Below are 25106 nucleotides of genomic sequence, written 5' to 3'. Positions count from 1 at the left end.
CTAGGCCGGTAACATCAAACCCAGCTGCCTGGCGCTCGAACGTAGTTCGGGCAGGCAGCGCTGGATCAGTTGCTCTTCTGAATCCTGCCAATCCTTGATGCTGATACTCATCCCGGCGACAACGCGTCCGCTGGCACTGCGTACTGGCACTCCAATTGCTGTCAAACCCAGTTCCAGTTCTTCCTTGATCAAGGAATAGTCCTTCTCCTGCACCTGTTTCAGCTCGCGCAGCAGGGCCTCGCGAGTATGGGCCGTGTATTGGGTCATGATCTTGAAGGGCGCCAACTCCAGATAGGCATCTAGCCTACTTGGTGGAAGTTGGGACAGCATCATCCGGCCGATCGACGTGCAGTGTGCAGGCAAGCGGCTGCCCAGCCCCAGCGATACGGTCAGAACGCGTTGCCGTTGTGCGCGAGCCAGATACAGAATCTCGTCCCCATCCAATAAGGCCAGCGCGCAGGTTTCGCCAACGCGATCACTTAAATCGTCCAGTATGGGCTGGGCCAGGCTGACGATGGACGTGGAAGAAAAATAGGCATGACCCAGCTGCAAAATCGCTGGACGAAGTTTCCAGAACGCGCCTTCCTGCTCCGCATAGCCCAAGGCTTGCAGCGTGTATAGACAACGCTGAACCACTGCACGCGCCAAACCTGTTTTCAAGGCAATTTCTGCTGCCCGCAACGGCCGTCTTCGGTCTGAGAAAGCGGTAATAACCTGCAAGCCACGAGCCAGCGACTGCATATAGTCCGGGTCACCTTTGTGGCTGTCAGCGGGGGGGGGGGTGTCTTTGTTGGTCGTCATTGCTCAGTAATAGCTTAGGGTCTGGTTTTGTTCGATTACCGAACCTTCTGGGGTTATTAAGAATTATCGATGATAAATTGTAAAAAAAACAAGACTTAGCAATTTAATAATCAAGTTCGATTATCGAACAAAATAAGAGTGGAGTAGTTCATGAAAAAAGTAGTAGGCCGTAAAGTGGCTCCCCTTCTGGCTGGTATGGGCTTGGTGTTTTGTTCCCTGGGTGTGCAAGCGGCCTACCCGGAAAAACCTATCCGTCTGGTTGTGCCCTTTACGCCGGGTGGTGTCACTGACGTGATTGCACGCGGTGTCGCACAGCAAATGTCCAAGGATCTGGGCCAGATCATTATTGTGGAAAACAAGCCGGGTGCCAGCGGCATCATTGCTACGGATTTTGTGGCTAAATCTGCTCCCGATGGCTATACCGTCTTGCTGGCGGCAGTGGGGCAGGCAGTCGTCAACAATCACCTCTACAAAAAATTGCCTTACGACCCTAAGCAGGATTTGACGGCGGTATCGCTGGTCGCAGAAGGGCAGAACGTCTTGGTGGTGAACGCGAAGCAAAGCCCGTTCAGTACCGGGCAGGAATTGATTAGCCACGCCCGCGCCAAGCCTGAAGATCTAACCTACGCTTCCTTTGGTAATGGCTCCTCGTCGCACTTGTCGGCAGCGGCTTTCACCACTATGGCTGATATCGATGTTATTCATGCTCCTTACCGTGGCAGTGCGCCTGCTATGACGGATTTGTTGGGTGGTCACATCTCCTTCATGTTCGACAGCATGGGCACCGCGATTACCCATATCAACGCTAATACCGTGCGTCCTTTGGCTGTGTCGGGCCCAGAGCGTTCTTCCTTGCTGCCAGAGGTGCCTACCTTTGCTGAGTTGGGTCTGGACCAGGGCTATAACGTCACCGCCTGGTTTGGCTTTCATGTCAGCAGCGGCACGCCCACTGAGATTGTCGAGCGCTTGAGCCAGTCCATGAAAACCGTCAGCCAGAACGCTGAGTTTGTTGAGACGTTCCGCCGTCAGGGTGTGGACATCATGGCCTCGACTCCCGCTGAATATGCCGAGTTCCTGCGTCTGGAAGACCAGAAACTGGGCAGCCTGATCAAGCAAGCTGATATCACACTGGACTAATCGTTTTTGAATGGAGCACCGTAACGTGAGCGATCAGCACGTCCCGCAGGCGACCCGTCCTGCCCCTTTGGAAGGCATCCGGGTTCTGGATTTAACTCGCATTCTGGCTGGCCCTTGGTGTACACAAAATCTGGCTGATCTGGGGGCGAATGTCTACAAGATCGAAAAGCCCGAAACCGGCGACGATACCCGTGCCTGGGGGCCGCCTTTTTTGCAGACGCCCGAGCAGGAAGATACGGCTGAAGCGGCCTATTACCTGTCAGCCAACCGCAATAAGCAGTCGATCAGCCTGGATATTGCCAGCCAGGAAGGGGCGGACGTGGTGCGAGCCATGGCGCGTGAATGCGATATTCTGGTGGAGAACTTCAAGGTGGGCGGCTTGGCCAAATATGGCCTGGACTACGCCAGCCTGAAAAAGATCAACCCGCGTTTGATCTATTGCTCCATTACCGGTTTTGGGCAGACTGGTCCATACGCCGAGCGTCCTGGCTATGACTTCATGATTCAGGCCATGGGCGGCATGATGAGTCTGACAGGCGAGCGGGATGACAAACCCGGTGGCGGCCCACAAAAGGCCGGGGTCGCTGTTGCCGACTTGATGACGGGCATGTACGCCACCAGCAGCATTCTGGCGGCCTTGTTCGAGCGTTCACGCAGTGGCTTGGGGCAGCATATCGACATCGCTCTCCTGGACTGTCAGGTTGCCATGCTGGCGAACCAGAATATGAACTATCTGGTCAGCGGGCAGGCACCGAAACGGGCGGGTAACGCGCATCAGAATCTGGTGCCGTATCAGGTGTTTCCAACTGAAGATGGTCACATCATCGTCGCGATTGGCAATAACCGTCAGTTTGCGGCGTATTGCGAGGCGATAGGGCATCCGGAGATTGTCGAGGACGAGCGTTTTCGTATCAACAGCCAGCGGGTTAAGCATCGTGATGCCTTGGAGCAGATTTTAAGCGCTGCGATGCAGAAGCACCCAAGCGCGTATTGGCTGGAGCAACTGGACAGAGTCGGCGTGCCTGCCGGGCCTATCAATGATCTGCATGCGGTGTTTTCTCATCCCCAAGTACAGGCTAGGAAGATGCGTATCGAGCTGGATCACAGTCAGGCAGGGAAAGTCAGCATGACAGCCAGCCCAATGCGATTCTCGGGAAGTCCGGTGTCGTATCGCATGGCTCCCCCTCAGTTAGGTGAGCATACCGAGGAGGCGCTGGAAACCTTGTTGGGAGCAGATAGTCCGGCGTTGATGCAATGGCGTAGTCAGGGTCAAAGCTAAGGCAGGTGCGAAGTCTAAGCGAGTCTTAACGGGCCGGTTCCAGCTGAAGTCCTGGTGCAGGGTAGCTAGCAATAAATGAAACACCCCATCGTTTGGAAATAAATCCACACGATGGGGTGTTTCTGTTTTTACGCTTTCGTTATCGCTTACTACTGCGGTCTATGACTGCTTGCCTTTTGGATCATCAGACCGCCGGGAGTCTTATTCAGCTTTACTTGTCCCGCGCATCATTGATGGCATTACGCGTAGCAATGGCAGCAGCTTGCGCCGCATCGCGCCAGTCACTGCCACGGCTGGCGTACAAGATGGCACGCGATGAATTGATCATCATGCCATTGCCTTGCGAGTCCATGCCGGCGGCTACGGTAGCGACGATATCACCGCCTTGTGCGCCAATACCTGGCACCAGCAAAGGCATATCGCCGATGCGGGCACGTACTTTACCGATTTCGTCTGGGAAGGTTGCACCGACCACCAAAGCGCATTGGCCGTTCTTGTTCCATTTCTCCGCTACCAGACTGGCAACGTGTAGATACAAGGGAGTGCCGTCAGCCATTTCCATAAATTGCAGATCCGAGCCGCCGGGGTTGGACGTGCGGCACAGCACAATAACTCCCTTATCCGTGTATTCCAGGTAGGGCTCTACGGAGTCAAAGCCCATGTACGGGCTGACGGTGACGGCGTCGGCGCGATAGCGCTCAAAGGCCTCACGGGCGTATTGCTCAGCCGTTGAACCCACATCCCCACGCTTGGCATCCAGCACGATAGGCAGCTGCGGGTAGCGGCTACGGATGTAGTCGCATAGGTCTTGCAACTGATCCTCGGCACCCTGAGCAGCAAAGTAAGCAATCTGGGGCTTGATGCCACAGGTGTAGTCGGCAGTGACGTCCACAATCGCTTTGCAAAACTCGTAAATCGCGCCGGGTTTGTCGGCCAGTTCCAAAGGCAGGCGGGCAGGGTCTGGGTCCAGACCCACCATCAACATGGATTGGTTGTCCGTCCAGGCACGGTTCAGTTTTTCTATGAATGTCATGGGAATCAGGAAAGTAAACGGCTATACAAAAAGCTGAGCCAGACGGCACCAGCAAAAATAAGGGACAGCAGCACGGCAGCACTGGCCAGATCCTTGGCGCGCCCGATCAAAGGGTGATGCTCCAGGGTAATGCTGTCAGCCAGCGCCTCCAGTGCGGAGTTCAACAGCTCCACCACCAGCACAAAGACCAGTGTGGCCAGCAAAACCAGAATCTCCAGCGGACCTTGTCCCAGCCAGAAAGCCAGCGGCGTCAGAATAAGCGCCAACGCCAGTTCCTGGCGAAAGGCCGCTTCATGGCGCAGGGCTGCGGCCAAGCCCTGGCTGGAGTAGCGCAGGGCGTTGAACAAGCGGCCCAAGCCGCCTTTGCTTTTGAATGGAGAGTCTGACATGAAGGAGTATGCAGATTGAAGTGCCCTGATTATAGGGGTTTGCTCGGGCGAAAAAAAACCGGATGGAGAAATCCATCCGGTTTTTTGTACTAAAAGCGTGACGATCAGGGCAGAAGTGATCAATTCCTGCCCCAATCGGGTGCTGATAAGTGGCTTAGAAGCCGCCCATACCACCCATGCCGCCCATACCACCCATGTCAGGCATGGCAGGAGCTGCTTTGTCGTCCACGATTTCGGACACGGCCACTTCGGTAGTCAGCAACAGGCTGGCGATCGAAGCTGCGTTTTGCAGGGCGGTGCGGGTAACCTTGGTAGGATCCAGAACGCCTTGCTCAACCAGGTCACCGTATTCGCCGGTAGCGGCGTTGTAACCGTAGGTGCCGGTGCCGCTGGCCACTTGGTTAACAACCACGCTGGCTTCTTCGCCGGCGTTGGAGACGATGGTGCGCAAAGGAGCTTCGATAGCACGCAGAACCAGTTTGATACCGGCGTCCTGATCAGGGTTGTCACCCTTCAACAGTGCCACAGCAGCGCGTGTGCGAATCAGCGCAACGCCACCGCCAGGAACAATACCCTCTTCGACGGCTGCGCGAGTAGCGTGCAGGGCGTCTTCAACGCGGGCTTTCTTTTCTTTCATTTCGACTTCGGTGGCAGCGCCAACGCGGATCACAGCAACACCGCCGGCCAGTTTGGCCACGCGTTCTTGCAGTTTTTCGCGATCGTAGTCGGAAGTGGACTCTTCGATCTGAACGCGGATTTGTTTCACGCGAGCTTCGATGTCGGAACCGTTGCCAGCGCCGTCAATGATCGTGGTGTTTTCTTTAGCCACTTCAATACGCTTGGCCTGACCCAGATCGTCCAGAGTCGCTTTTTCCAAGGACATACCGGTTTCTTCGGAAATCACGGTACCGCCAGTCAGGATAGCGATGTCTTCCAACATGGCTTTACGACGGTCGCCAAAGCCAGGGGCTTTAACAGCGGTAGTCTTCAGGATGCCGCGGATGTTGTTTACAACCAGCGTAGCCAGGGCTTCGCCTTCCACGTCTTCAGCAACGATCAGCAAAGGACGGCTGGTCTTAGCAACTTGCTCCAGTACGGGCAGCAGATCACGGATGTTGGAGATTTTCTTGTCGAAAATCAGCACAAACGGATCTTCCAGAACAGCAACTTGCTTCTCGGAGTTGTTGATGAAGTAAGGGGACAGGTAGCCGCGGTCAAACTGCATACCTTCAACCACGTCCAGTTCGTTTTCCAGCGATTTACCGTCTTCAACGGTGATCACGCCTTCTTTGCCGACTTTGTCCATGGCATTGGCGATGATCTCACCAATGGAGTGGTCGCTGTTGGCCGAGATGGAACCGACTTGAGCGATTTCTTTGCTGGTGGTGCAAGGACGCGACAGCTTGCGCAGTTCGTCAACAACCACAACAACAGCTTTGTCGATACCGCGCTTCAGGTCCATTGGGTTGATGCCAGCGGCAACAAACTTCAGGCCTTCTTCAACGATGGCTTGAGCCAGCACAGTAGCGGTAGTTGTACCGTCACCGGCGTTATCGGAAGTCTTGGAAGCAACTTCTTTAACCAGCTGGGCGCCGATGTTTTCAAACTTGTCTTTCAGTTCGATTTCTTTGGCAACGGACACACCGTCTTTAGTAACGGTAGGAGCGCCGAAAGAGCGGTCCAGAACAACGTTACGGCCTTTAGGGCCCATGGTGGTCTTAACAGCGTTAGCCAAAATGTTGACGCCACGCACGATGCGGGTACGTGCTTCGTCGCCGAAATACACTTGTTTTGCGGTCATGGTTTGAATCCTATTGAATTTTCGTTGGCGGTACTTATTCGATCACGGCGAAGATTTCTTCTTCGCGGATCACCAGCAGCTCGTCACCGTCAATCTTGACGGCTTGGCCGGAGTACTTGCCAAACAGAACTTTGTCGCCGACTTTCAGATCCAACGGCAGAATTTTGCCGTCCTCGGTCTTCTTACCGGGGCCAACGGCCAGAATCTCGCCTTGATCGGGCTTTTCAGTGGCGCTCTCGGGGATAACGATACCGGAAGCGGTGGTGCGTTCGTTGTCCAGACGCTTGACGATCACACGATCGTTCAAAGGACGCAGTGCCATGGAGAAACTCCTGTTTAATATGACTTGAGTGGTGAGTCCGATTGGGGGCGCGAGGCGCTTTAGCACTCAACCCCTACGAGTGCTAATTATAGGGACGACTTTGTTAATTTCAAGAGCAGGGAGGGCAAGCTGTTACATATTTGTCCTGGGGTGTGAGGAAAGACGGCTTGTCCGCCCCTGTCAGCTTGACGCTTTGCTCCCAGGGTGTGCGCTCTGGTTTGACACCCTGGGCAAGGTTTACAAGCTTGATCTACTGCGATCAAGCTGCCGTAGGACGTTTACTCAAATCAGGTGCAGGCGTCGCTGGCAGCAAAGGATCAATCGCCCGGCACAGAGCCAGCAACTGATCATCTGCACCGATACCCGCTTCAATCAACATACCCACTGGCAAACCGCCTGACAGGCCGATAGGCAGGGAGATACCCGGCGCGCCCAGGTTGGAGCCCACATCGGTGCGGGAGATATAGGTGTTGAAGGTAGGCACTGCCTTGCCGTTCATCAGGGTGGTTTCATCATCGCCAATCGGGCAGGCAGTCAGCGGGCTGGTCGGGAAGATCAAACCACTCACATTGGACTGACGTAGCAGGTCTGCATAGGCTTGTTGCATCAGGGGGCGGTCAATGTTCAGCGCTTCTTCGTAAGCTTCCTGGCTGATGGTGTAATCGCCGGTAATCGCATCGAAAATCTCTTTCACATCCGGGCTATGAATGCCCGCGATCAGTTCATCCAAACCAATACCGTACTTGTTTTCTGCCAAATACAAAGGCAGGTGCTGCAAGGTTTCGTACAGCACAATCGGCATGCCGACACGGGCGTTGATTTTTAGAACCGGGGACAGGTCTACATCGACCAGCGTGACACCGGCTTTTTGTAAATCATCCAGAAAAGCCAGAGTGACTTCGGCAACGCCAGAATCCAACTCTTTCCAGAAGTTGTCACGGGGCACGCCCAGGCGCAGTTCGTTCAGAGAAGGGGTGGCAATAATAGAAGGCGCTTTTTGGCAGAGCAGGCTGTCCAGCAAGCTGATGTCAGCCAGGCTACGTGTCATGGGGCCAGCAGTGTCGCGGGTAGGGGACAAGGGCACAATACCTTTGCCTGAGTAGCGACCCACCGTGGGGCGAAAACCATACAGGCCGCAAAGCGCAGCAGGCAGGCGTACCGAAGCACCGGTGTCCGTGCCCAAACCGGCCGGAAACTGACGGGCGGCAACTACAGTCGCAGTACCACCTGACGATCCACCGGGAATGCGGTCTGGGTCATAGGGGTTACGGCTGGGGCCGGTGGTGGCGTTATTGGTCGTAATACCAAAAGCCAGTTCATGCATCACCGCCTTGGCAGGCAAAACTGCACCCGCTTGACGTAGCTGACTGACAATCTGTGCATCTTGCAGCGGTACGCGACCTTGCAAGGCCCCTGTACTGGATGTGGTGGGCATGTCCACGGTGTTCAGATTGTCTTTCAGCACCAGGGGCACGCCATCCAGCGCCAAGGCTTCGCCACGAGCGCGGCGTGCGTCGGACTGGTCCGCCTGCTGGTAGAACAGCTCCGAATTCAAATGTGCCAGGCCGCCCAGATGAGCCATTTCTTGTGATTGTTTAAGCAGGTCATCGGCGATTTCGCGGGCACTGAATTGGTTTTTTTCCAGACCTGCCAGCAGTTCGCTGGCGCTAAGCTCATTGAGTGACATAAGGTCTCCTTGGGGCATCCGTACCCCCTGACTTTGACTGTGATAATTCGATCAATCAGCCTCTAACAGGGCTGTCTTGAAAAAAGAGTCTGTAAGGGTAGCAGCAAGTTGCCGGAATGGATCAGGAAGCCTTCCAAACGACCCGGTTGCGGCCAGCATGTTTGGCCTCATACAAAAGCCGGTCGGCCTGTTCAATCGCTTGATTGATATCGCCATTGCCGCTTAGCTGCACCACCCCAAAGCTGGCTGTCAGCGTATGGGCCGTGGCGGGGATATGCAGATTCATGACACTGCTGCGCAAGCGCTCCGCTACCAACACAGCTGTGTGCAGGCTAGCACTGCGTATCAGCAAGACGAACTCCTCGCCCCCAAAGCGGGCCGCCAGATCATCTTGCCGAACCGTGCGTGCCAGTAGAGCACCAAACTCCTTCAAGGCCCGATCGCCTGCGGCATGCCCCCAAGTGTCATTAACAAGCTTGAAGTGATCCAGATCGCAGGTCAACACTGCCCAGCCACTGTGACCATACAGATCCAGCCGCTTTTGAACCTGCTCGAAAAACGCTCGACGATTCAATAGCCGGGTTAAGGGGTCGCGGCTGCGCTCGTGATCCAGCGACTGCACAATCGACATCGCTGTGCTGGTCAAAATAGCTAAAGCCAGCCAAATACTGATCAGCATATTCGTGGCCAGCATGAGCAGCCAAAAACCCGAACGTGTCAGTTCAGGCTGGACTTCCTTGGGGATCACCGTCGCCAGAATCGCAACGCGCATAAACGCATAGAGCAGCACCGTCAGATAAGACGCCCGCAGCAAGGTCTTGAGCGGCAGCGTAGGCGTACGACCATAAAGAATCGACTTGGCGGGTAAGGCCACCAACAAAGCAAGACCCGAATTCAAGATCTGCAAACGCAACCAAAGATCATCATCCACGCGGGAGAAATAAAGCAACAAACCCAGCGTGATGAGCATAATCGGCCAGGCCCAAGCCGCATGTGCTCGGCCGCCAAAACGCAAAGCCACCCCATTGGCCATCGTCCAGACACCCAGCAGATACATAGAGGACAGCGGCAAAGTCCAACGAGCCAACTGCTCATTGGGCATCAAACTGTGAATCCCCATAGGAATCGCCGTGGCGATATAGCCCGAAGCAATCCAAAGAAGATAACGATGATCGCGTAGACGGCTCCAGCAGTAAATCATGGCGACGCCCAGCAAAGCCGCGCAGGCAGGGACGATCAGAACGAAATACTGGTTGGGAGAAGACACGGTGTATTCGCGTGCATTTAAAAGAGTTGAAATTTGGCGTTACAACAATTGTAACGATATTGGTGGCTGACAAGCGTTTGTCGATTGAGAACAAACAGTTTAATCAGACAAAGGAAGCTGCTTCGATCTACTTTATGAGCCATCTGGCCCCCGAAACCTCGTCAGTCAGTACATGCCATCTGTTAGCCAAGCAATACTCAAACAAGGAATACGCAGACCAGCCCAGACAGTTCGCCAGGGTTGATAGGCAGACAGCTCCCCCAAAAAAGCGCTCATATTCGCGAACCCGAACCCGAACGGTAAGTTCGTCTAAGTAGACAGACTTACCGTCAATTAAAAGGGGCCTTCCAGCCTATTTCCTTGCCACCGTACGAGCCGATTTGGCCTCTTTGTAAGGTATCGGGGTGATTCAGAGTACTTGCCGCGGTCGGTTCTGACGTCCGGGGTTCAAGCCCTGTGCTGTTTGAGCGCGAGTTCACAGGGCGCCCGGAGGTCAGAACCGACAAGGGCACCGGTGCACAGCACCGGCAAGTGCTCAAGCCCCGATACCTTACAAAGAGCTCAAAGCGGCGTCTTATTGAAAGGGCCCCCTGTTAAGCCGCATCCAGCCCCAGTATCCTGACATCCACCTGTTTAATTATTCCGCCCGCGCATGAAAAAGAGAAAGACTCGGATCTTTTATCTAGTCCGCGCCGCCTTAACGAGCAAAAGAACCTCAGCGCACCAGAACAAAAGAACAAAAAAGAAGAGGGGAGCCATGACAGCTCCCCCCGTCCTCAAGACATCCACTCAAGAATTACTGAGCCGTTTCAACCAGCACCAGCTCAGTATCTTCCAGAGCCTGAATCTCCAGCGTAGTTTCATTGCGAACAGCTGCCCCGTCACGGGCATTCAACTCCAGACCATTCAGCGAAACCCGTCCCTTCGCAAGTACTAGATAAGCCAGATGCTCTGCAGGCAAAGACAAAGTCGTACTTTGTCCTTTCATTAACGTGGCCCCCAGCACACGAGCCTGGGCACGAATAGGCAAAGCCTCCGTGTCCCCTTCAAACCCACTGGCCAGCGCTACAAACTGCCCGGACCGCTCATCCTTGGGAAAAGGCTTGGCCCCCCAGGCAGGTGGCAAACCACGACGCTCGGGCTGAATCCAGATCTGGAAAATCCGAGTCGTGTCACTTTCCAGGTTGTACTCCGCATGGCGAATACCCGTGCCGGCACTCATCACCTGCACATCGCCCGCTTCCGTACGACCCTTATTGCCCAAACTGTCCTGATGGCTGATCGCCCCTTCGCGCACATACGTAATGATCTCCATATCGGCATGATCGTGAGGCGGAAAGCCCGTGTTGGGCGCAATCGTGTCGTCATTCCAGACACGCAGGGCACCCCACTCCATGCGAGCGGGATCGTAGTAATTTGCAAAAGAGAAATGGTGCTTGGCGTCCAGCCAGCCGTGGTTGGCGCCGCCCAGCTCATTAAAAGGCCGATGTTCAATCATGATGCGCTCCTTAATATTGGATACTAAAAAGAATTCTAAGCGTCTCGCTGATTGAATAAAATAGAATCAATAGCATAGTATCCATTCCAAAAATTACATGAAAACACTGCCAGACTTACAAGCATGGGCGATCTTTGCCACCGTGGCCGAAACCGGCTCCTTTGCCCAGGCCGCTGAGGTGCTGGGGCTGTCCCAGCCTACCGTCTCCAAAGCCATCACACGACTGGAGAAACAACTGCACGTGTCCTTGTTTCACCGTACCTCCCGGCGCTTGTCCCTGACAGAAACCGGCCAAGCCAGTCTGGAACAGGCTCAAGCCGTCCTGGCGGCGGGACAAAGCGCCGAAGCAGTCGCTCGAGATCAGCGCGAGAGTTTGCAAGGACGTATCAAAATAGCCGCCCCCATGTCCTTTGGCCTGGAGCACCTGGCCCCATTATTGCCACGCTTCATGGAAACACACCCGGCCGTCCTGCTGGACCTGCACTTTAACGATGCCCAAGTGAACATCGTTGAGCAGGGCTTTGACATGGCCTTGCGTATCTCTTCCATGGACGACTCCAGCCTCTTGGTGCGCCGCCTGTGCAATCTGCGCTTGCGACTGGTCGCCGCCCCTGCCTACCTGGCCAAATACGGCAGACCGACGCATCCCAGCGATTTGGCCGAACACATCAGCCTGCGCTATGCCTATGAACGGCGCGGCAGCGTCTGGCGTTTCCAGCAGGGCCAAGAACATTATTCCCAGACAGTACCTTGTGCCTTGCAAGTGAATAATGCCCAAGCCTTGATCCCTCCTTTGCTGCAAGGTTTGGGGCTGACCGTGCTGCCACAGTTCTTATTGGGCGATAAGGTGGAGCAGGGTTTGCTGGAAGTCGTCCTGCCGCAATGGAATTTGCCCAGCCTGACCTTGCATCTGCTGACCCCACCGGGCCGCTCTCGCTCGGCTCGGGTGCAAGCCTTTATCGACTTTCTGGTGACCGGGTTTGAACAGGCTGAGTGGGCAGACCCAGGCCAATAAGAGTCTGCTGACGTTTTACCGCTAGACTATCTGGTCCAGTCTTGTTTTCTAGGAGATCACTATGGATAAACGTCCTCCCTTGCCACCCTTCGAGCTGGAGAGCGCTCGCCAGAAAGTACGGGCTGCAGAAGATGCCTGGAACAGCCGTGACCCGGTCAAGGTGTCACAGGCCTATACAGTAGACACGCGCTGGCGCAACCGCAGCGAATTTCCGCAAGGGCGCGATGAAGTTCAATCTTTTTTAGAACGCAAATGGCAGAAAGAGCGCGAATATCGTTTGATAAAAGAGCTGTGGGCCTGGCAGGCAAATAGAATTGCCGTGCGTTTTGCCTATGAGTGGCAAGATGAATACGGCCAATGGTGGCGTAGTTATGGCAATGAGAATTGGGAATTTGACGAGCACGGGTATATGGCCGTGCGCCATGCCAGCATTAATGATTTAGCCATTACAGAATCCGAGCGCAAATTCCATTGGCCCTTGGGACGACGTCCTGATGAGCATCCTAGCCTAAGCGACCTGGGCCTTTAAGATCCAGATAAAGCTATCCACCTAAGTATGGCTGGCGATAAGTAGCCATAGAAAGTAAAAATCCGGTTTGCCGTTTGGTAAACCGGATTTTTTAAATCTTTACTCTTTATGCTTCATACATAGTCTTATGAAAAGACTGATGGGCACAATATTGAGGTTTATCTGTTCGCTATCAAAGACACGCATTCAGATAAATGGTTTAGTGTTGGGTTAGCCTTCGTTCACCTCCAAGGAGTCATCTATCATGAATCACCCTGCTGGCTTGGATTCGGCCCCCACGGCTGCTGATCGCACTGGGCCTTCCAGTCATTATTCCCGATTGATCGAGCAAGCTCGCAAAGAGCACAGTCGGATTTGTGTGGTGGCTCATCCTTGCGACGACGTGTCTTTGGGGGCGGCTTTGCAGGCGCGTGCTCAAGGCCTGTTCGAGATTGTGTTGGTTGGCCCGCAGGCCCGCTTGCATGCCGTGGCCGCAGAGCATGGTTTCAGCCTGGAAGGTGTCACCCTGATTGATACGCCGCATAGCCATGCCTCGGCAGAAAGAGCTGTGGAAGAAGTGCTGGCTGGCCGTGCGCAGTTGCTGATGAAGGGCAGCTTGCACACCGATGAACTGATTCAAGCGGTGTTGTGCACACAAGGTAAAGGCTTGCGTACCGGCCGTCGCCTGAGCCATGTGTTCATCATGGATGTGCCCAGCTACCCCGAGCCCCTGTTTGTGACAGATGGCGCGATCAATATTTTCCCGGACCTCAGCACCAAAGCAGACATCGTGCAAAACGCTATTGATCTGCACCACGGCCTGGGTTTGGGTAAACCGCTGGTGGCCATCTTGTCCGCGGTCGAGCAAGTCACAGAAAAAATCCCCACCACGCTGGAAGCGGCGGCGCTGTGCAAAATGGCCGATCGAGGCCAGATTACCGGCGGTGTGCTGGACGGCCCCTTGGCGCTGGACAATGCCATCAGTCTGGAAGCAGCACGTATTAAAGGCATTGTGTCGCCGGTCGCGGGCAGGGCACAGATTCTAGTGGCCCCTGACCTGGAGGCCGGCAATATGCTGGCCAAAAATCTGACTTTTCTATCGGGTGCTCAAGCGGCAGGGATCGTGATGGGCGCTCGTGTGCCTATCATCCTGACCAGTCGTGCTGACAGCGCCCAGACCCGCATGGCTTCTTGCGCCGTGGCCAGCATTTACGCTGGCTATCTGGAGCGTAAAGTGGCCGTGGAGGCCCAACACTCATGAGCGAACAGATTCTGGTCATCAATGCAGGCAGCTCCAGCCTGAAGTTTCATATGTATAAGGTGCAACCGGGCGACCAGTTGCACTTTGAGTTCGGCGGTCAGGTCTCAGGCATTGGCAGTTCTCAACCTGCTTTCAAGGTTAAAGATGCCCAGGGCCAATCCATGATCAAACAGGATCTGGAGAGCGAGCAGGCGAAGGACTTGCATACCGCCCAGGCTTTGGTGGCACGCTGGTTGCTGGAGCATGTGGATGGCCGGCCTATCGCAGTGGGCCACCGCATTGTGCACGGGGGCCCTCGCTATGACAGCAGTGTGCGTTTGACGCCAGAGGTTCTGGATTATCTGGACAGCCTGTCGCCTTTGGCTCCCTTGCATCAGCAAAACAACCTGGCTCCTGTGCGCGTGATTTTCGAGCACTACCCGGAGATTTTCCAGGTGGCGTGCTTGGACACCGCATTCCATCAAGGACATGCACCGCATCTGCAGCACTTTGCCTTGCCGGGTCGCTTCTTTGAACAGGGTGTGCGCCGCTACGGTTTTCATGGCTTGTCTTACCACTATATTTCCCAGCATTTGCAGCGTGAAATACCAGAACTGGCCGATGGGCGTGTCGTGGTGGCCCACTTGGGTTCAGGCGCGTCTGCTTGCGCCTTGAAAGAAGGGCGCAGTGTTCATACCACCATGGGCTTTACGGCTTTGGATGGTCTGCCTATGGGCACACGTCCGGGCCGTCTGGATGCAGGCGTGGTCTTGTGGATGTTGGAGCAGGGCATGGAGCACGATGAAATTCAGTCTGTGCTCTATACCCAATCGGGCTTGAAAGGTTTGTCCGGCGATCAGGCTGATATGCGTGCTTTGGAAGCCTCGGACGATCCCCGCGCCAAACTGGCGGTGGAGTACTTCTGCTATCACACGGCTGAAAACCTGGCGGGTTTGTGCGTAGCCTTGAAGGGTTTGGATACGCTGGTATTCACGGCTGGGATTGGCGAGCATAGCCCTTCTATTCGAGCGGGCATTGTCCAGCATTTGGAATGGCTGGGTGTGAAAATTGATCCGACACGTAACCAGGCAGGGGAAACTGTGATTTCCACCGATGATAGCCAAGTGCGTGTTCTGGTCATTCCAACGAACGAGGAACTGATCATTGCTGAACAGTCCCTCGCTTTGGTGCGTGCCAGACAGTAAGGCCAGCTATTCGATCTTAAGCATGTTTTTGAACCAGACCGGCAGCGACGGTCTGGTTTGTGCTGGGATCAATCAAGATGAAAGAGCCGGTGCTGGAATGGTCTTGATAGTCGTCCAGCACCAGCGGGTCCCGGCTGACCAGACTGACACGGCCAATATCATTCAAAGACAAGCTGCCGCCCGCCTCCTGCTCTTGCAGGCTATGAACATCGCGTAAAGCATGAACGGCCTGTACTTTGGCTTGCGTGACACGAGTGCCCTGTTTTAGCCAGTAAGAGCGGGTCGTGTTCAGGGCTTGCTCGTCCAGCCAGCACAATTGCGCATCAAAATGCTTGCTGGTGCTGACCTTGTCATGGGCCAGCGTCAACAAGTCTCCACGGGAAATATCCAGTTCACGGTCTAGAACGAGGGTGACAGCGTCGCCGTCGCTGACTTGAATCTGCTCTTGGCCTGCGCGGAACAACTGCGTTACTACGGCAGTCTTGGCGCTGGGCCACACCTGCACACTGTCACCCACTTGGATGCGGCCACCATTCAGTTGACCAGCATAGCCACGGAAACCATCGGCGCTGCTGCCACCATGACGCGCCACCCATTGCACAAACAAACGGGCTGGGCGCTGAATATCTTCACGTAAATCCAGCGATTCCAGCAAAGGCAACAATGGCAGGCCGGTGTACCAGGGTGTGTGCGGCGAAACCTGAGTGATGTTTTCACCTTTCAGCGCCGACAAAGGAATGATTTGAAAATACTCAATCCCCAGTTGCACGGCCAGTTGGCGATAGGCTTCATGAATGCGATCAAACACGGCCTGATCCCAATCGACCAAATCCATCTTGTTGACCGCCACCACGATATGGCGCAGCCCCAGCAATTTGGCGACGGTACTGTGGCGTTTAGTTTGAGTCAGCAATTGGCCGTCTTTGGCACGGTGCGCATCAATCAGGATGATGGCTGCCTGTGCGGTGGACGCGCCCGTGATCATATTGCGAGTGTATTGCTCATGGCCAGGGGTGTCGGCCACGATGAATTTACGTTTAGGCGTGGCGAAGTAGCGATAGGCCACATCAATGGTGATGCCTTGTTCGCGTTCGGCTTCCAGACCATCGGTCAGCAAGGCCAGATCAGGTTCGGCGTCCTCGCCGCGCTTGTATTTGGAGCGCTGGATGGCCGCAATCTGGTCGGCAAACACGCCCTGGCTGTCCACCAGCAAGCGTCCGATCAGGGTGGATTTTCCGTCGTCCACAGAGCCCGCGGTAATCAGGCGCAGTACGCCCTGATCGGCGGCCTGGAGCCAAGCATCATTGACTGTGTTCATTAGAAATATCCTTGTTTCTTGCGGTGTTCCATGGATGCTTCGGAGGTCTGGTCATCCATGCGGGTAGCGCCGCGCTCGGTAATCGTAGCCAAGGCGGTTTCAGCAATAATGTCCTGTACTGACGCGGCGGTAGACAGCACGGGGCAGGTGCAGGAAATATCGCCTACGGTACGAAAACGCACATCACGCCATTCGGAGCTTTCGCCATCCAGCAGCGGTGTCAGCGGGGTAATGGGAACGATCAGGCCCTGACGCTCCACAACTTCGCGAGAGTGGGTGTAGTAAATGGAAGGCAGATCAATGGCTTCGCGCTGGATGTATTGCCACACATCCAGTTCAGTCCAGTTGGAAATGGGGAAGACGCGCAGGTTCTCGCCCTTGTGAATACGAGTGTTGAACAAGTGCCACAGTTCGGGCCGCTGGGCCTTGGGGTCCCATTGACCAAACTCATCGCGGAACGACACGATGCGCTCTTTGGCACGGGCTTTTTCTTCGTCACGGCGGGCACCACCGAAACAGGCATCAAAGCCAAACTCGGCAATGGCTTCCAATAACGTGACGGCTTGTGCGCCATTTCGGCTTGCCGTCTCGCTGCGCAACACAACTGTGCCGCGTGCGATGGAGTCTTCCACACTGCGCACAACCAGCTCGGCATTCAGTTCAGCAGCGCGACGATCTCGAAACTCAATGACTTCCGGGTAGTTATGGCCGGTGTCCACATGCATCAGAGGAAAGGGCAGGGGGCCGGGAGCAAAGGCTTTTTGGGCCAATTGCAGCAGCACGGCTGAGTCTTTGCCGCCGGAGAACAGCAGCACGGGTTTTTCAGCTTCGGCAGCGATTTCGCGCAGAATAAAAATGGCCTCGGCTTCTAGCCAGTCCAGGTGAGTACGGTTGGAGAGAGGTTCGCCCATGAGTTTCCTTCAGGTGTTGACACTGCTATTCAGATTGCTGGCATGCAGGCCGCATTCCAGGCTGTCGCGCTGCTCCCACCACCAGCGCCCGGCGCGCACATCCTCACCGGGGCGAATGGCGCGCGTACAGGGCTCGCAACCAATGGAGGGGTAGCCTTGGTCGTGCAGCGCGTTATAGGGGATGCTCAAGCCACGGATCACGGCCCAGACGTCGTCCTGGGTCCAGTCGATCAGTGGGTTAAATTTTTCCAGGCCAAAGACGCTGTCGTATTCCTTGCTGGCCAGCTCGGTGCGGCTGGCGGTTTGTTCGCGCCGCTGGCCGGTAATCCAGGCTGAGCGACCTTGCAAGGCACGGCGTAAAGGCTCGACTTTGCGGATATTGCAGCACTCTTTGCGCAGTTCTACGCTTTCGTAAAAAGCGTGTGTGCCATGGGTATTGACGTGCTCTTGAACCCGGCCTGGGTCAGGAAGAAAAAACAGGATACTGCGTTCGTAGTGCTGCTGAATATGCTGGCCTAGTTGCAGGGTTTCTTCGTGCAGGCGGCCAGTATTCAGGGTGATGGTTTGCAAATCAGGGGTGTAGATGGACATGGCGTGAAACAGCACCATGTCTTCTGCAGCCAGGGAGCTGGCCAGAACGGCATCGGCGTGTTCGCGCGCGATGAGTTGCAAATCGTCGCGCAGCTGCTTCCACAGCATCAAAGGCCGGGCGCTTAAGGCAAGCGCGGCAGGGGCTTGGGCGGGCATGATCTGATGTCCTTGCGGCAATACCAGCGCCGGCCCTGCTTAAATTGGAATCGCGTGGGCCGCGCTATTGCCTTACATGGTTCATGGAATGATGAGCCAGTGTGCTTGCGCGCGCCCACGCTGGGAACGAAGTATTAGTTAGGTGAATATGCCCTTGCTGTATTTAGCCGCCTTGTCATTTTCTTTTTCAGGCGCGTCGGCTAGCGGCAATCACCGCGATGATCAGCACGCAAGACAGCCAGGTCAGCAGGTCAACTTGCTCGCCTAACCATAATGCAGAAATCAGCACCGTCAGGAACGGTTGAGCCAATTGCACCTGCCCAATACGGGCAACGCCGCCCATGGCCATAGCTTTGTACCAAGGGAAAAAACCCAGCAAGGAGGAGAACACGGCCAGATACAGCACCGCCATGATGGCTTGTGGCTCGGGTGTCTGTGTCATGGGCAAGGCCAGCCATAAGGTGGCAGGGATAGTTAGGGGCAGGCTGGCGGTCAAACACCAGCAAATTGTGCGCCAACCGCCCAGGGTACGGGCTACACGGCCACCTTCGGCATAGCCTACGCCCGACATGAAAACGGCCAGTGCCAACCAGATATCCCCGGTTTGCAGCGCACCTTCACCAATATAAAAGGCGTATGTCAGCACCAGAGCAGCGCCCAGCAAACTCAACAGCCAGAAGCGGCGGCTTAACGTTTCGCCATTACGAGCCGCGCTGACGATGGCGGTCGCGATGGGAATCAGACCACTGAGGACGGCGCCATGTGAAGAGGGTACGGTTTGCATGGCAATTGAAGAAAACACCGGCCAGCCTACGATCACACCGGTACAGGACAAGCCAATTCCGCGCCATTCCGTTGCGGTTGGGCGACGGCTGCGAGTCGCCAGCAAAATGACGGTTGCAAAGATGCCTCCAATACTGGCGCGTGCCATCCCAATTAACCAGGGGTCTAAGCTCTGTACCGCCAGCCGGGTCATGGGCAAGGTGAAGGCAAAGACGGTTACCCCGATAAAGGCATACAGATAAATCAGCAGGGTAGGGGTGGAGCTGGGCATGGGAAGGCTAGTACTGCGGCTCATGGAAATCACCACGTAGGGAAGATAGGTTGTTCACAGCTTTGAGCTTAAAATAAATAAGCGATACAGTTGCAGTACAGTTGTTCAATCAGTGGCTCAAGCTGTACTGGTCAAACTTCCGCTACAGTCGGTTTCCTCTATAAAAGGGCAGCATCATGGAATGGATGGATTGGCAGCCTGTTCGGGGCTCGGACAACACGCTTAGCGATCAGTTGGTGGCCTGGGTGCAGCAGGCCCTGCATATCCGCTATCGCGGCGGCAGCCGTTTGCCCTCGGTACGCCGTCTGGCGCAATCTGCGGGTGTCAGTACCCATACCGTGGTGGCCGCTTACGACAAGTTGATGGCACTGGGATTGGTGGAATCCCGCCCAGGGTCAGGATTTTTTGTACGCGTACGTAGTCCTCGACGTTTGCGTTCCGAGTCCTTGCATGTGGAAAAGAATGAGCCGCGCAAGATCGATGTGAACTGGATGTTGAACAGTTTTATGGGGCATAGCGACAGTGCGGGCATTCCCCGTCAGTGGCTGGACAACGATATGATTCTGGCCGCCTTGCGGCAGGTCAGTCGCAGCGCGGGCTCGAACTTGCTGGGCTATGGGCATTCGCATGGTTATCGCCCTTTGCGGCAGCATATTGCTGGGCAGCTGGAAGATGGTGGCATACAGGCTGATCCGGATACGCAGCTTTTATTGTGCAGTGGGGTGACGCAGGCACTGGATTTGCTTCTGCGCCATTGGTTGCGCCCTGGCGATGCCGTTGTTGTGGAGGATCCGGCCTGGTATTTGCTATTCGCCCGTTTAGCGGTGGTGGATGTGCGGGTGTTGAGCCTACCGCGACGTGCTGATGGCCCGGACCTGGCGGTACTGGAGCAACTGGCGCGTGAGCATCGTCCGCGTCTGGTCATCTTGAATACGGTGGTGCATAACCCTACCGGCTTTAGTTTAAGCCCGGCGGTGGCGCACAGTATCCTGACTCTAGCTCAGACCTGGGACTTTCACATTATTGAAGACGACACCTATAGCGAGCTGCATGCCCATCCAGCGTGTCGCCTGGCTCAATTGGATCAGCTGAACCGTGTCACTTTGGTGGGAGGCTATTCCAAGGTGATGGCGGCTGGTTTGCGGGTGGCGTATATGGCTGCCGCTCCAGAGCTTTTACAGGCCTTGGTCAATCTGAAAATGCTCGCGGGGCTGACTTCTCCGGAGTTGGGTGAGCGGGTTATTCACCGGGTGCTGGTAGACGGCCCCTATCGCAAACACTTGGAGCGCTTGCGGCGTCATGCCGATAGCGACAGGCACCGAACCTTGGAGCAACTGGCTCAATTGGGTTTGGCGCCGGATGCACCGCCCCAGGCGGGTATGTTTGTCTGGGTGGATACGGGTGTGGATACGGAAAGTTTGATCCGCACCTTAGGGCGTCCGGGACATTTATTGGTGCCGGGAGCCTTGTTTTCGCCGCAACAGCAACCATCTACTTATATGCGTATCAACGTTTCTTTAGGCGACGATGTGCAGTTTTGGCGTGATTTTGCGCGCTGTTTAGCCAGTGCCAAGCCGCCTTCTTCTACGGTGCCCAGCGAAGTAGCCTTATAGCTTGAACGCTGATAGTTGCACTGTCATCTAGCTCTGTTAGCATAAGTCTGTGCGACGCATAGAAAGAAACTCGTATGCGGAGTGCGATAGCTAATAGCAATGAGCGTTATTGCATTAATCAATTTTACTAATCGACAGTGGCTTCCTATAATGGCTTTACTGTCAATGATTAATCACTCACCGGAGCATGTATGTCTTTGATCAACACCGTCATCAAACCTTTTAAAGCCAACGCTTTTCACAACGGCAAATTTATCGAAGTCAGCAACGAAACCGTTGCGGGTAAGTGGTCTGTTTTCGTTTTCTACCCAGCCGACTTTACGTTTGTTTGCCCAACCGAACTGGAAGACTTGGCCGAGAACTACGCTGAGTTCCAAAAAATGGGCGTAGAAGTTTACTCCGTGTCCACCGACACTCACTTTGCTCACAAAGCATGGCACGACACCTCGGACGCCATCGGCAAAGTTAACTACCCAATGATTGCTGACCCAACCCATCAGCTGTCGCGCAACTTTGAAGTGCTGATTGAAGAAGAAGGTATCGCTCTGCGCGGTACGTTCGTGGTGAACCCAGAAGGCGAAATCAAGGTTCTGGAAATCCACGACAACGGCATCGGCCGTGTGGCTTCCGAGCTGCTGCGCAAAGTTAAGGCTGCTCAGTACATCGCCGCTCACCCCGGTGAAGTCTGCCCAGCCAAATGGGAAGAAGGCGCCAAGACGCTGACTCCTTCCCTGGATCTGGTTGGCAAGATCTAAGACCTTTTAAACACGGGTCTTTAGTGGTGGTCGGCGCGGTGCGCCGCCACCCCGGTGCCTGACCGGTTCAGGCACCTCAAGTTGTTTCGTTCAGTACAGGATAAAGGGCGTTTCACATGTTAGATGCAAACATCAAAACTCAATTGAAGGCTTACCTCGAGAAGATCACGCAACCGATCGAGATCGTTGCGACGCTGGATACTGGCGCCAAGTCCGTCGAGCTGCGCGAACTGTTGCAAGAAATTGATGGTCTGTCCGACAAGACCAGCTATCGCGAAGATGCGGATGCGCAAGAGCGCAAGCCTTCCTTCCAGATTAACCGTCCCGGCACTGACATTAGCGTGAGCTTTGCAGGTTTGCCGATGGGACACGAATTTACTTCTTTAATTCTGGCCCTGCTGCAAGTGGGCGGCCATGAAATCAAGCTGGATGCCGCTGTGATTGAGCAGATCCGTAATCTGCCCGGCGACTTTGTTTTTGAAACGTATTTCTCGCTGTCGTGCCAGAACTGTCCTGACGTAGTGCAGGCTCTGAACGCCATGTCCGTAATCAACCCACGTATCAAGCACGTGGCGATTGACGGTGCCCTGTTCCAGGACGAGGTTCAGCAGCGCAATATTATGTCGGTGCCGGCGGTGTTCTTGAATGGCGAAATGTTCCATCAAGGCCGCGCTAGCGCAGAGGAATTGCTGGCCAAGCTGGATACGGGCGATAACTCGGCACGTGCTGAGGCTTTGAATTCCAAGGACGAGTTTGATGTGCTGATTGTTGGTGGAGGCCCTGCGGGTGCCGCTGCTGCTGTGTATGCAGCTCGCAAGGGTATTCGTACTGGTGTGTTGGCCGAGCGTTTTGGTGGCCAGGTTCTGGACACTATGTCGATCGAGAACTACATCTCGGTGGTTGAAACCAATGGCCCCGCCTTTGCTACGGCCTTGGAGCAGCACGTTAAAACTTACGATGTGGACATCATGAATCTGCATCGTGCTAAGGGCATTCGCCGTGAAGGCAAGCAGGTCATTGTGGATGTGGATGGCGGAGCTCAGTTAAAGGCCAAGTCTGTCATTCTGGCGACCGGTGCCCGCTGGCGTGAGCTGAATGTTCCTGGTGAGCAGGATTACCGTAACCGTGGAGTGGCTTACTGCCCGCACTGCGATGGTCCTTTGTTTAAGGGCAAGGATGTTGCGGTGGTCGGTGGTGGCAACTCCGGCGTAGAAGCGGCGATTGATCTGGCTGGTCTGGTCAAGCACGTTACTTTGATCGAGTTTGGTGATACTTTGCGCGCTGATCAGGTTTTGCAGTCCAAGCTGCGCAGTTTGCCTAATGTGTCGATCATCATGCAGGCTCAGACGACGGAAGTTCTGGGTGATGGCACCAAGGTGGTTGGTTTGAATTACCTGGATCGTCAGACTCAGGAAGCCAAGAGCCTGAAGCTGGATGGTGTGTTTGTTCAGATTGGTCTGGTGCCAAACACGGAATGGCTCAAGGGCAGCGATGTTGGTTTGTCGCGCCATGGCGAGATCGAGGTTGATGCTCGTGGTGCTACTTCGCTGGCAGGGGTGTTTGCTGCTGGTGACGTGACGACTGTGCCTTTCAAGCAGATCGTGATTGCCGCTGGTGAAGGTGCCAAGGCTGCTTTGAGTGCTTTCGATTACCTGATCCGTAGTTCGGCTGAGGTTGAAGAGCCTGTCGCTGAGAAAGTTACTGCCTAAGTTTTTCTGATTGTTGGACTTAGCTGGTTGAGAGGGCCACCCTGTTTGGGGTGGCTCTTTTTTTGTCTGTGATGTGCAGAGGTTCTGGGGGAAAGTCGCCTCAGGAAAGACGCCGCTCAAGCCGTCCGCCCTGGCCTCGGGGCAATTCAGACTGCTTGCCGCGGGCTGTTCTGGAATCCGGGATGCAAGCCCTGTGCTGTTCGAGCGGGACGCTTGTACTTGGTCCGGGGGACCAAGCACCCCGGGAGTTCACAGGGCGCCCGGATTCCAGAACAGGCAAGGGCACCGGTGCGCAGCACCGGCAAGTAGTCAAGCCCCGAGGCCAGGGCGGACGGCTTGAGCGGCTCAATGCATGAGATGCCGCGATTTTTCAGCCGTTCTATGTACGAGAAATTGGCTGGGTTTTTGCTTTCTGTTGGCCTATCTATCTATTTGTCTGTCCATTTATTGCTTCGTGTTTACTTGTCGGTCGATCGCTTGTCTGGAAATTAAGCATCTACCTGTTCGCACATTTTTTTGGTGCAGTGGCCAAGCATGGTCATCTTGCTCTAATTTGAATGTGCTGATGCTGGTTTGTGATTCAGCTTTGCATATAAACACATCCTTACTGCATATACCGTCTCGGGCTTAGAAGTTGGCTTCATGCTTGCTGACGCTATAAACCACAGGCCGCAGCAGTGGTGCTTTATGAGAGTGCCTGCGGATTAATCCAAGCCCTGCTACAGATCCCCTTCAAGCTCCGGCCAATTCCCACCCAATACATCAGCACAGACTTGTAGCCATGCTCTGGCTGCCTGCGACAGATATCGTCCATTCCAGAGCAAGGCAACCTCCCAATTCAAAGCTGGGTCCACCACTTCCTTGGCAACCCAATCCCCCGGTTCCAGCCGAGACAGAAACGGCTGAGGCAACAAGGCCACCCCCATGCCTGCCTGCGCCATAGAAGCCACCCAATCCCATTGATTGCTTTGTGCGGCAATATTTGCTCGCAAACCTGCGTGAGCAAAAGCGCGCCGCAACATACGGGTCAGGGCATAGTCTTCACCCAGAAAAATCAGCGGATGCTTCTCCAGCTCCCGTAGCTTGATTTTCTTCTGCGAACCAGCAAGCAAATCCTTATGAGCAATCGCCCAAACCGCATGTTTCGCAACAGGTGTAGCTGACACATTCAGCTCCGGCCCCAAGGGCAAAATACTCAAGCCCATTTCAACCGTACCCGCTGCCACCATGCGCTCAATCCCCATGCCGGTCTCTTCGTGCAGAATCAGCTCAATCTGCGGATGCCGGTTCTTGAAAGTCTTGAGTACTTCCGTAAATAACACATTAATCATGGGCGGAATCCCCAGATCCAGACGACCGCGTTGCAGGGCCTGAACCTCGTGAACCTCCCGCAACAGCCCTTGCATGCTCTGCAAAACCTCTTGCCCACGCTCCAGCACCACTTTGCCGCAATCAGTCAGTTGCAACTGACGGTGATCGCGAATCAATAAAGGCTCACCCAGCTCATCTTCCAGCTGTTTAACCATCTTGCTGATGGTCGATTGAGTCACATTCAAACTTTGCGCTGCTTGCGTAAAGCTTTGATGTTTAACGGTTTCAATGAAATATCGCAAGGATCGGATATCCATATTTAGCTACCTTTTTGTCTATGACTTTTACGACTTCGTATGAGTTATTTTATTCATTATGGCGATGCTATGCTGACTTTGTTCAAAAAACATAAACGCCTGTGGTCAGGGCGATTTCGGCTTTTAAACGCGGCCTCAAGGGCCTGCCCTTTAAAAGCGAGTTGTCGTTCTGTTGCGTGAAGATCTCGC

At 54.9% G+C, this 25106-nt stretch carries 22 protein-coding genes; 9 read left to right on the top strand and 13 right to left on the bottom strand.

Annotated elements, in window-relative coordinates; genetic code table 11:
• Window positions 1–801 carry an IclR family transcriptional regulator domain-containing protein gene (locus IE156_RS09605; protein WP_189392324.1) on the bottom strand — a complete coding sequence of 267 codons (801 nt, stop codon included), beginning with the start codon at window positions 799–801 and terminating at the stop codon, window positions 1–3.
• 150 nt (window positions 802–951) lie between these two features.
• Between IE156_RS09605 and IE156_RS09600 the strand changes: the two genes are divergently transcribed.
• Together IE156_RS09600 and IE156_RS09595 are read left to right on the top strand one after the other, a co-directional pair.
• Window positions 952–1938: a Bug family tripartite tricarboxylate transporter substrate binding protein gene (locus IE156_RS09600; RefSeq protein WP_189392323.1), complete on the top strand. Its 987-nt coding sequence runs from the start codon at window positions 952–954 to the stop codon at window positions 1936–1938.
• Between the two features lie 25 nt (window positions 1939–1963).
• Complete coding sequence (locus IE156_RS09595; protein ID WP_229841197.1) at window positions 1964–3217, top strand: CaiB/BaiF CoA transferase family protein; 1254 nt, start codon at window positions 1964–1966, stop codon at window positions 3215–3217.
• 211 nt (window positions 3218–3428) lie between these two features.
• On the opposite strand, the gene pyrF is transcribed toward IE156_RS09595, so the two are convergent.
• The 7 genes from pyrF to IE156_RS09560 form a co-directional block, all read right to left on the bottom strand.
• Window positions 3429–4250 (bottom strand): orotidine-5'-phosphate decarboxylase, encoded by an 822-nt coding sequence (gene pyrF, locus IE156_RS09590; protein ID WP_189392321.1) that lies wholly within the window; start codon window positions 4248–4250, stop codon window positions 3429–3431.
• A 5-nt stretch (window positions 4251–4255) separates the two neighbouring features.
• On the bottom strand, window positions 4256–4639 hold the full coding sequence (locus tag IE156_RS09585; protein ID WP_189392320.1) for a diacylglycerol kinase: 384 nt from the start codon (window positions 4637–4639) through the stop codon (window positions 4256–4258).
• Window positions 4640–4793: 154 nt separating this feature from the next.
• Complete coding sequence (groL, locus tag IE156_RS09580) at window positions 4794–6440, bottom strand: chaperonin GroEL (RefSeq protein WP_189392319.1); 1647 nt, start codon at window positions 6438–6440, stop codon at window positions 4794–4796.
• Between the two features lie 34 nt (window positions 6441–6474).
• On the bottom strand, window positions 6475–6762 hold the full coding sequence (locus IE156_RS09575; RefSeq protein WP_189392318.1) for a co-chaperone GroES: 288 nt from the start codon (window positions 6760–6762) through the stop codon (window positions 6475–6477).
• Window positions 6763–7021: 259 nt separating this feature from the next.
• Window positions 7022–8449, bottom strand: coding sequence for an indoleacetamide hydrolase (iaaH, locus tag IE156_RS09570; RefSeq protein WP_189392317.1), 1428 nt, complete (start codon window positions 8447–8449; stop codon window positions 7022–7024).
• Window positions 8450–8570: 121 nt separating this feature from the next.
• Window positions 8571–9716 carry a GGDEF domain-containing protein gene (locus tag IE156_RS09565; RefSeq protein ID WP_189392316.1) on the bottom strand — a complete coding sequence of 382 codons (1146 nt, stop codon included), beginning with the start codon at window positions 9714–9716 and terminating at the stop codon, window positions 8571–8573.
• Window positions 9717–10512: 796 nt separating this feature from the next.
• Window positions 10513–11214, bottom strand: coding sequence for a pirin family protein (locus IE156_RS09560; protein WP_189392315.1), 702 nt, complete (start codon window positions 11212–11214; stop codon window positions 10513–10515).
• A 97-nt stretch (window positions 11215–11311) separates the two neighbouring features.
• Between IE156_RS09560 and IE156_RS09555 the strand changes: the two genes are divergently transcribed.
• The 4 genes from IE156_RS09555 to IE156_RS09540 all read left to right on the top strand — a co-directional run bounded on the left by IE156_RS09555 (window position 11312) and on the right by IE156_RS09540 (window position 15182).
• Window positions 11312–12229 carry a LysR family transcriptional regulator gene (locus IE156_RS09555; protein ID WP_189392314.1) on the top strand — a complete coding sequence of 306 codons (918 nt, stop codon included), beginning with the start codon at window positions 11312–11314 and terminating at the stop codon, window positions 12227–12229.
• Window positions 12230–12290: 61 nt separating this feature from the next.
• Entirely contained in the window at window positions 12291–12758 is a 468-nt protein-coding gene (locus IE156_RS09550) for a nuclear transport factor 2 family protein (protein ID WP_189392313.1), read from the top strand.
• 244 nt (window positions 12759–13002) lie between these two features.
• On the top strand, window positions 13003–13998 hold the full coding sequence (locus tag IE156_RS09545; RefSeq protein ID WP_189392312.1) for a phosphate acetyltransferase: 996 nt from the start codon (window positions 13003–13005) through the stop codon (window positions 13996–13998).
• Window positions 13995–15182: an acetate/propionate family kinase gene (locus tag IE156_RS09540; protein WP_189392311.1), complete on the top strand. Its 1188-nt coding sequence runs from the start codon at window positions 13995–13997 to the stop codon at window positions 15180–15182. The genes IE156_RS09545 and IE156_RS09540 overlap by 4 nt, the downstream gene beginning before the upstream one ends.
• Before the next feature lie 16 nt (window positions 15183–15198).
• On the opposite strand, the gene IE156_RS09535 is transcribed toward IE156_RS09540, so the two are convergent.
• The 4 genes from IE156_RS09535 to IE156_RS09520 all read right to left on the bottom strand — a co-directional run bounded on the left by IE156_RS09535 (window position 15199) and on the right by IE156_RS09520 (window position 19236).
• Window positions 15199–16500: a sulfate adenylyltransferase subunit 1 gene (locus tag IE156_RS09535; protein WP_189392310.1), complete on the bottom strand. Its 1302-nt coding sequence runs from the start codon at window positions 16498–16500 to the stop codon at window positions 15199–15201.
• A complete protein-coding gene (cysD, locus tag IE156_RS09530; RefSeq protein ID WP_189392309.1) occupies window positions 16500–17411 on the bottom strand; it encodes a sulfate adenylyltransferase subunit CysD in 912 nt (303 codons plus the stop codon). Before cysD ends, IE156_RS09535 begins: the two co-directional genes overlap by 1 nt.
• 9 nt (window positions 17412–17420) lie before the next feature.
• The gene (locus tag IE156_RS09525; protein ID WP_189392308.1) at window positions 17421–18158 is read right to left on the bottom strand and encodes a phosphoadenylyl-sulfate reductase; all 738 of its coding nucleotides are present in this window, start codon (window positions 18156–18158) and stop codon (window positions 17421–17423) included.
• 187 nt (window positions 18159–18345) lie between these two features.
• Window positions 18346–19236 (bottom strand): DMT family transporter, encoded by an 891-nt coding sequence (locus IE156_RS09520; RefSeq protein WP_189392307.1) that lies wholly within the window; start codon window positions 19234–19236, stop codon window positions 18346–18348.
• Window positions 19237–19388: 152 nt separating this feature from the next.
• Between IE156_RS09520 and IE156_RS09515 the strand changes: the two genes are divergently transcribed.
• From IE156_RS09515 to ahpF, 3 genes are all read left to right on the top strand, one after another.
• On the top strand, window positions 19389–20825 hold the full coding sequence (locus IE156_RS09515; protein ID WP_229841195.1) for an aminotransferase-like domain-containing protein: 1437 nt from the start codon (window positions 19389–19391) through the stop codon (window positions 20823–20825).
• Between the two features lie 191 nt (window positions 20826–21016).
• Window positions 21017–21580: an alkyl hydroperoxide reductase subunit C gene (gene ahpC / locus IE156_RS09510; protein ID WP_189392306.1), complete on the top strand. Its 564-nt coding sequence runs from the start codon at window positions 21017–21019 to the stop codon at window positions 21578–21580.
• A gap of 116 nt (window positions 21581–21696) precedes the next feature.
• Window positions 21697–23289 (top strand): alkyl hydroperoxide reductase subunit F, encoded by a 1593-nt coding sequence (ahpF, locus tag IE156_RS09505; protein ID WP_189392305.1) that lies wholly within the window; start codon window positions 21697–21699, stop codon window positions 23287–23289.
• Between the two features lie 719 nt (window positions 23290–24008).
• On the opposite strand, the gene IE156_RS09500 is transcribed toward ahpF, so the two are convergent.
• The gene (locus IE156_RS09500) at window positions 24009–24917 is read right to left on the bottom strand and encodes a LysR family transcriptional regulator (RefSeq protein WP_189392304.1); all 909 of its coding nucleotides are present in this window, start codon (window positions 24915–24917) and stop codon (window positions 24009–24011) included.
• Window positions 24918–25106 lie beyond the last annotated feature (189 nt).

The organism is Alcaligenes pakistanensis, from assembly GCF_014652815.1.
GTDB classification, from domain to species: Bacteria; Pseudomonadota; Gammaproteobacteria; order Burkholderiales; family Burkholderiaceae_B; genus Alcaligenes; species Alcaligenes pakistanensis.
Note: the sequence above shows the minus strand (reverse complement) of the source record. Positions and strands in the feature narration are given on the sequence as shown.

Coding starts and splice junctions, on each gene's coding strand:
- iaaH (WP_189392317.1), bottom strand. CDS start 8,449: ATGTCACTCAATGAGCTTAGCGCCAGCGAACTGCTGGCAGGTCTGGAA.
- groL (WP_189392319.1), bottom strand. CDS start 6,440: ATGACCGCAAAACAAGTGTATTTCGGCGACGAAGCACGTACCCGCATC.
- IE156_RS09555 (WP_189392314.1), top strand. CDS start 11,312: ATGAAAACACTGCCAGACTTACAAGCATGGGCGATCTTTGCCACCGTG.
- IE156_RS09535 (WP_189392310.1), bottom strand. CDS start 16,500: ATGAACACAGTCAATGATGCTTGGCTCCAGGCCGCCGATCAGGGCGTA.
- IE156_RS09520 (WP_189392307.1), bottom strand. CDS start 19,236: ATGAGCCGCAGTACTAGCCTTCCCATGCCCAGCTCCACCCCTACCCTG.
- pyrF (WP_189392321.1), bottom strand. CDS start 4,250: ATGACATTCATAGAAAAACTGAACCGTGCCTGGACGGACAACCAATCC.
- IE156_RS09525 (WP_189392308.1), bottom strand. CDS start 18,158: ATGCCCGCCCAAGCCCCTGCCGCGCTTGCCTTAAGCGCCCGGCCTTTG.
- IE156_RS09585 (WP_189392320.1), bottom strand. CDS start 4,639: ATGTCAGACTCTCCATTCAAAAGCAAAGGCGGCTTGGGCCGCTTGTTC.
- IE156_RS09605 (WP_189392324.1), bottom strand. CDS start 801: ATGACGACCAACAAAGACACCCCCCCCCCCGCTGACAGCCACAAAGGT.
- IE156_RS09540 (WP_189392311.1), top strand. CDS start 13,995: ATGAGCGAACAGATTCTGGTCATCAATGCAGGCAGCTCCAGCCTGAAG.
- IE156_RS09600 (WP_189392323.1), top strand. CDS start 952: ATGAAAAAAGTAGTAGGCCGTAAAGTGGCTCCCCTTCTGGCTGGTATG.
- IE156_RS09545 (WP_189392312.1), top strand. CDS start 13,003: ATGAATCACCCTGCTGGCTTGGATTCGGCCCCCACGGCTGCTGATCGC.
- ahpF (WP_189392305.1), top strand. CDS start 21,697: ATGTTAGATGCAAACATCAAAACTCAATTGAAGGCTTACCTCGAGAAG.
- ahpC (WP_189392306.1), top strand. CDS start 21,017: ATGTCTTTGATCAACACCGTCATCAAACCTTTTAAAGCCAACGCTTTT.
- IE156_RS09515 (WP_229841195.1), top strand. CDS start 19,389: ATGGAATGGATGGATTGGCAGCCTGTTCGGGGCTCGGACAACACGCTT.
- IE156_RS09500 (WP_189392304.1), bottom strand. CDS start 24,917: ATGGATATCCGATCCTTGCGATATTTCATTGAAACCGTTAAACATCAA.
- cysD (WP_189392309.1), bottom strand. CDS start 17,411: ATGGGCGAACCTCTCTCCAACCGTACTCACCTGGACTGGCTAGAAGCC.
- IE156_RS09550 (WP_189392313.1), top strand. CDS start 12,291: ATGGATAAACGTCCTCCCTTGCCACCCTTCGAGCTGGAGAGCGCTCGC.
- IE156_RS09560 (WP_189392315.1), bottom strand. CDS start 11,214: ATGATTGAACATCGGCCTTTTAATGAGCTGGGCGGCGCCAACCACGGC.
- IE156_RS09575 (WP_189392318.1), bottom strand. CDS start 6,762: ATGGCACTGCGTCCTTTGAACGATCGTGTGATCGTCAAGCGTCTGGAC.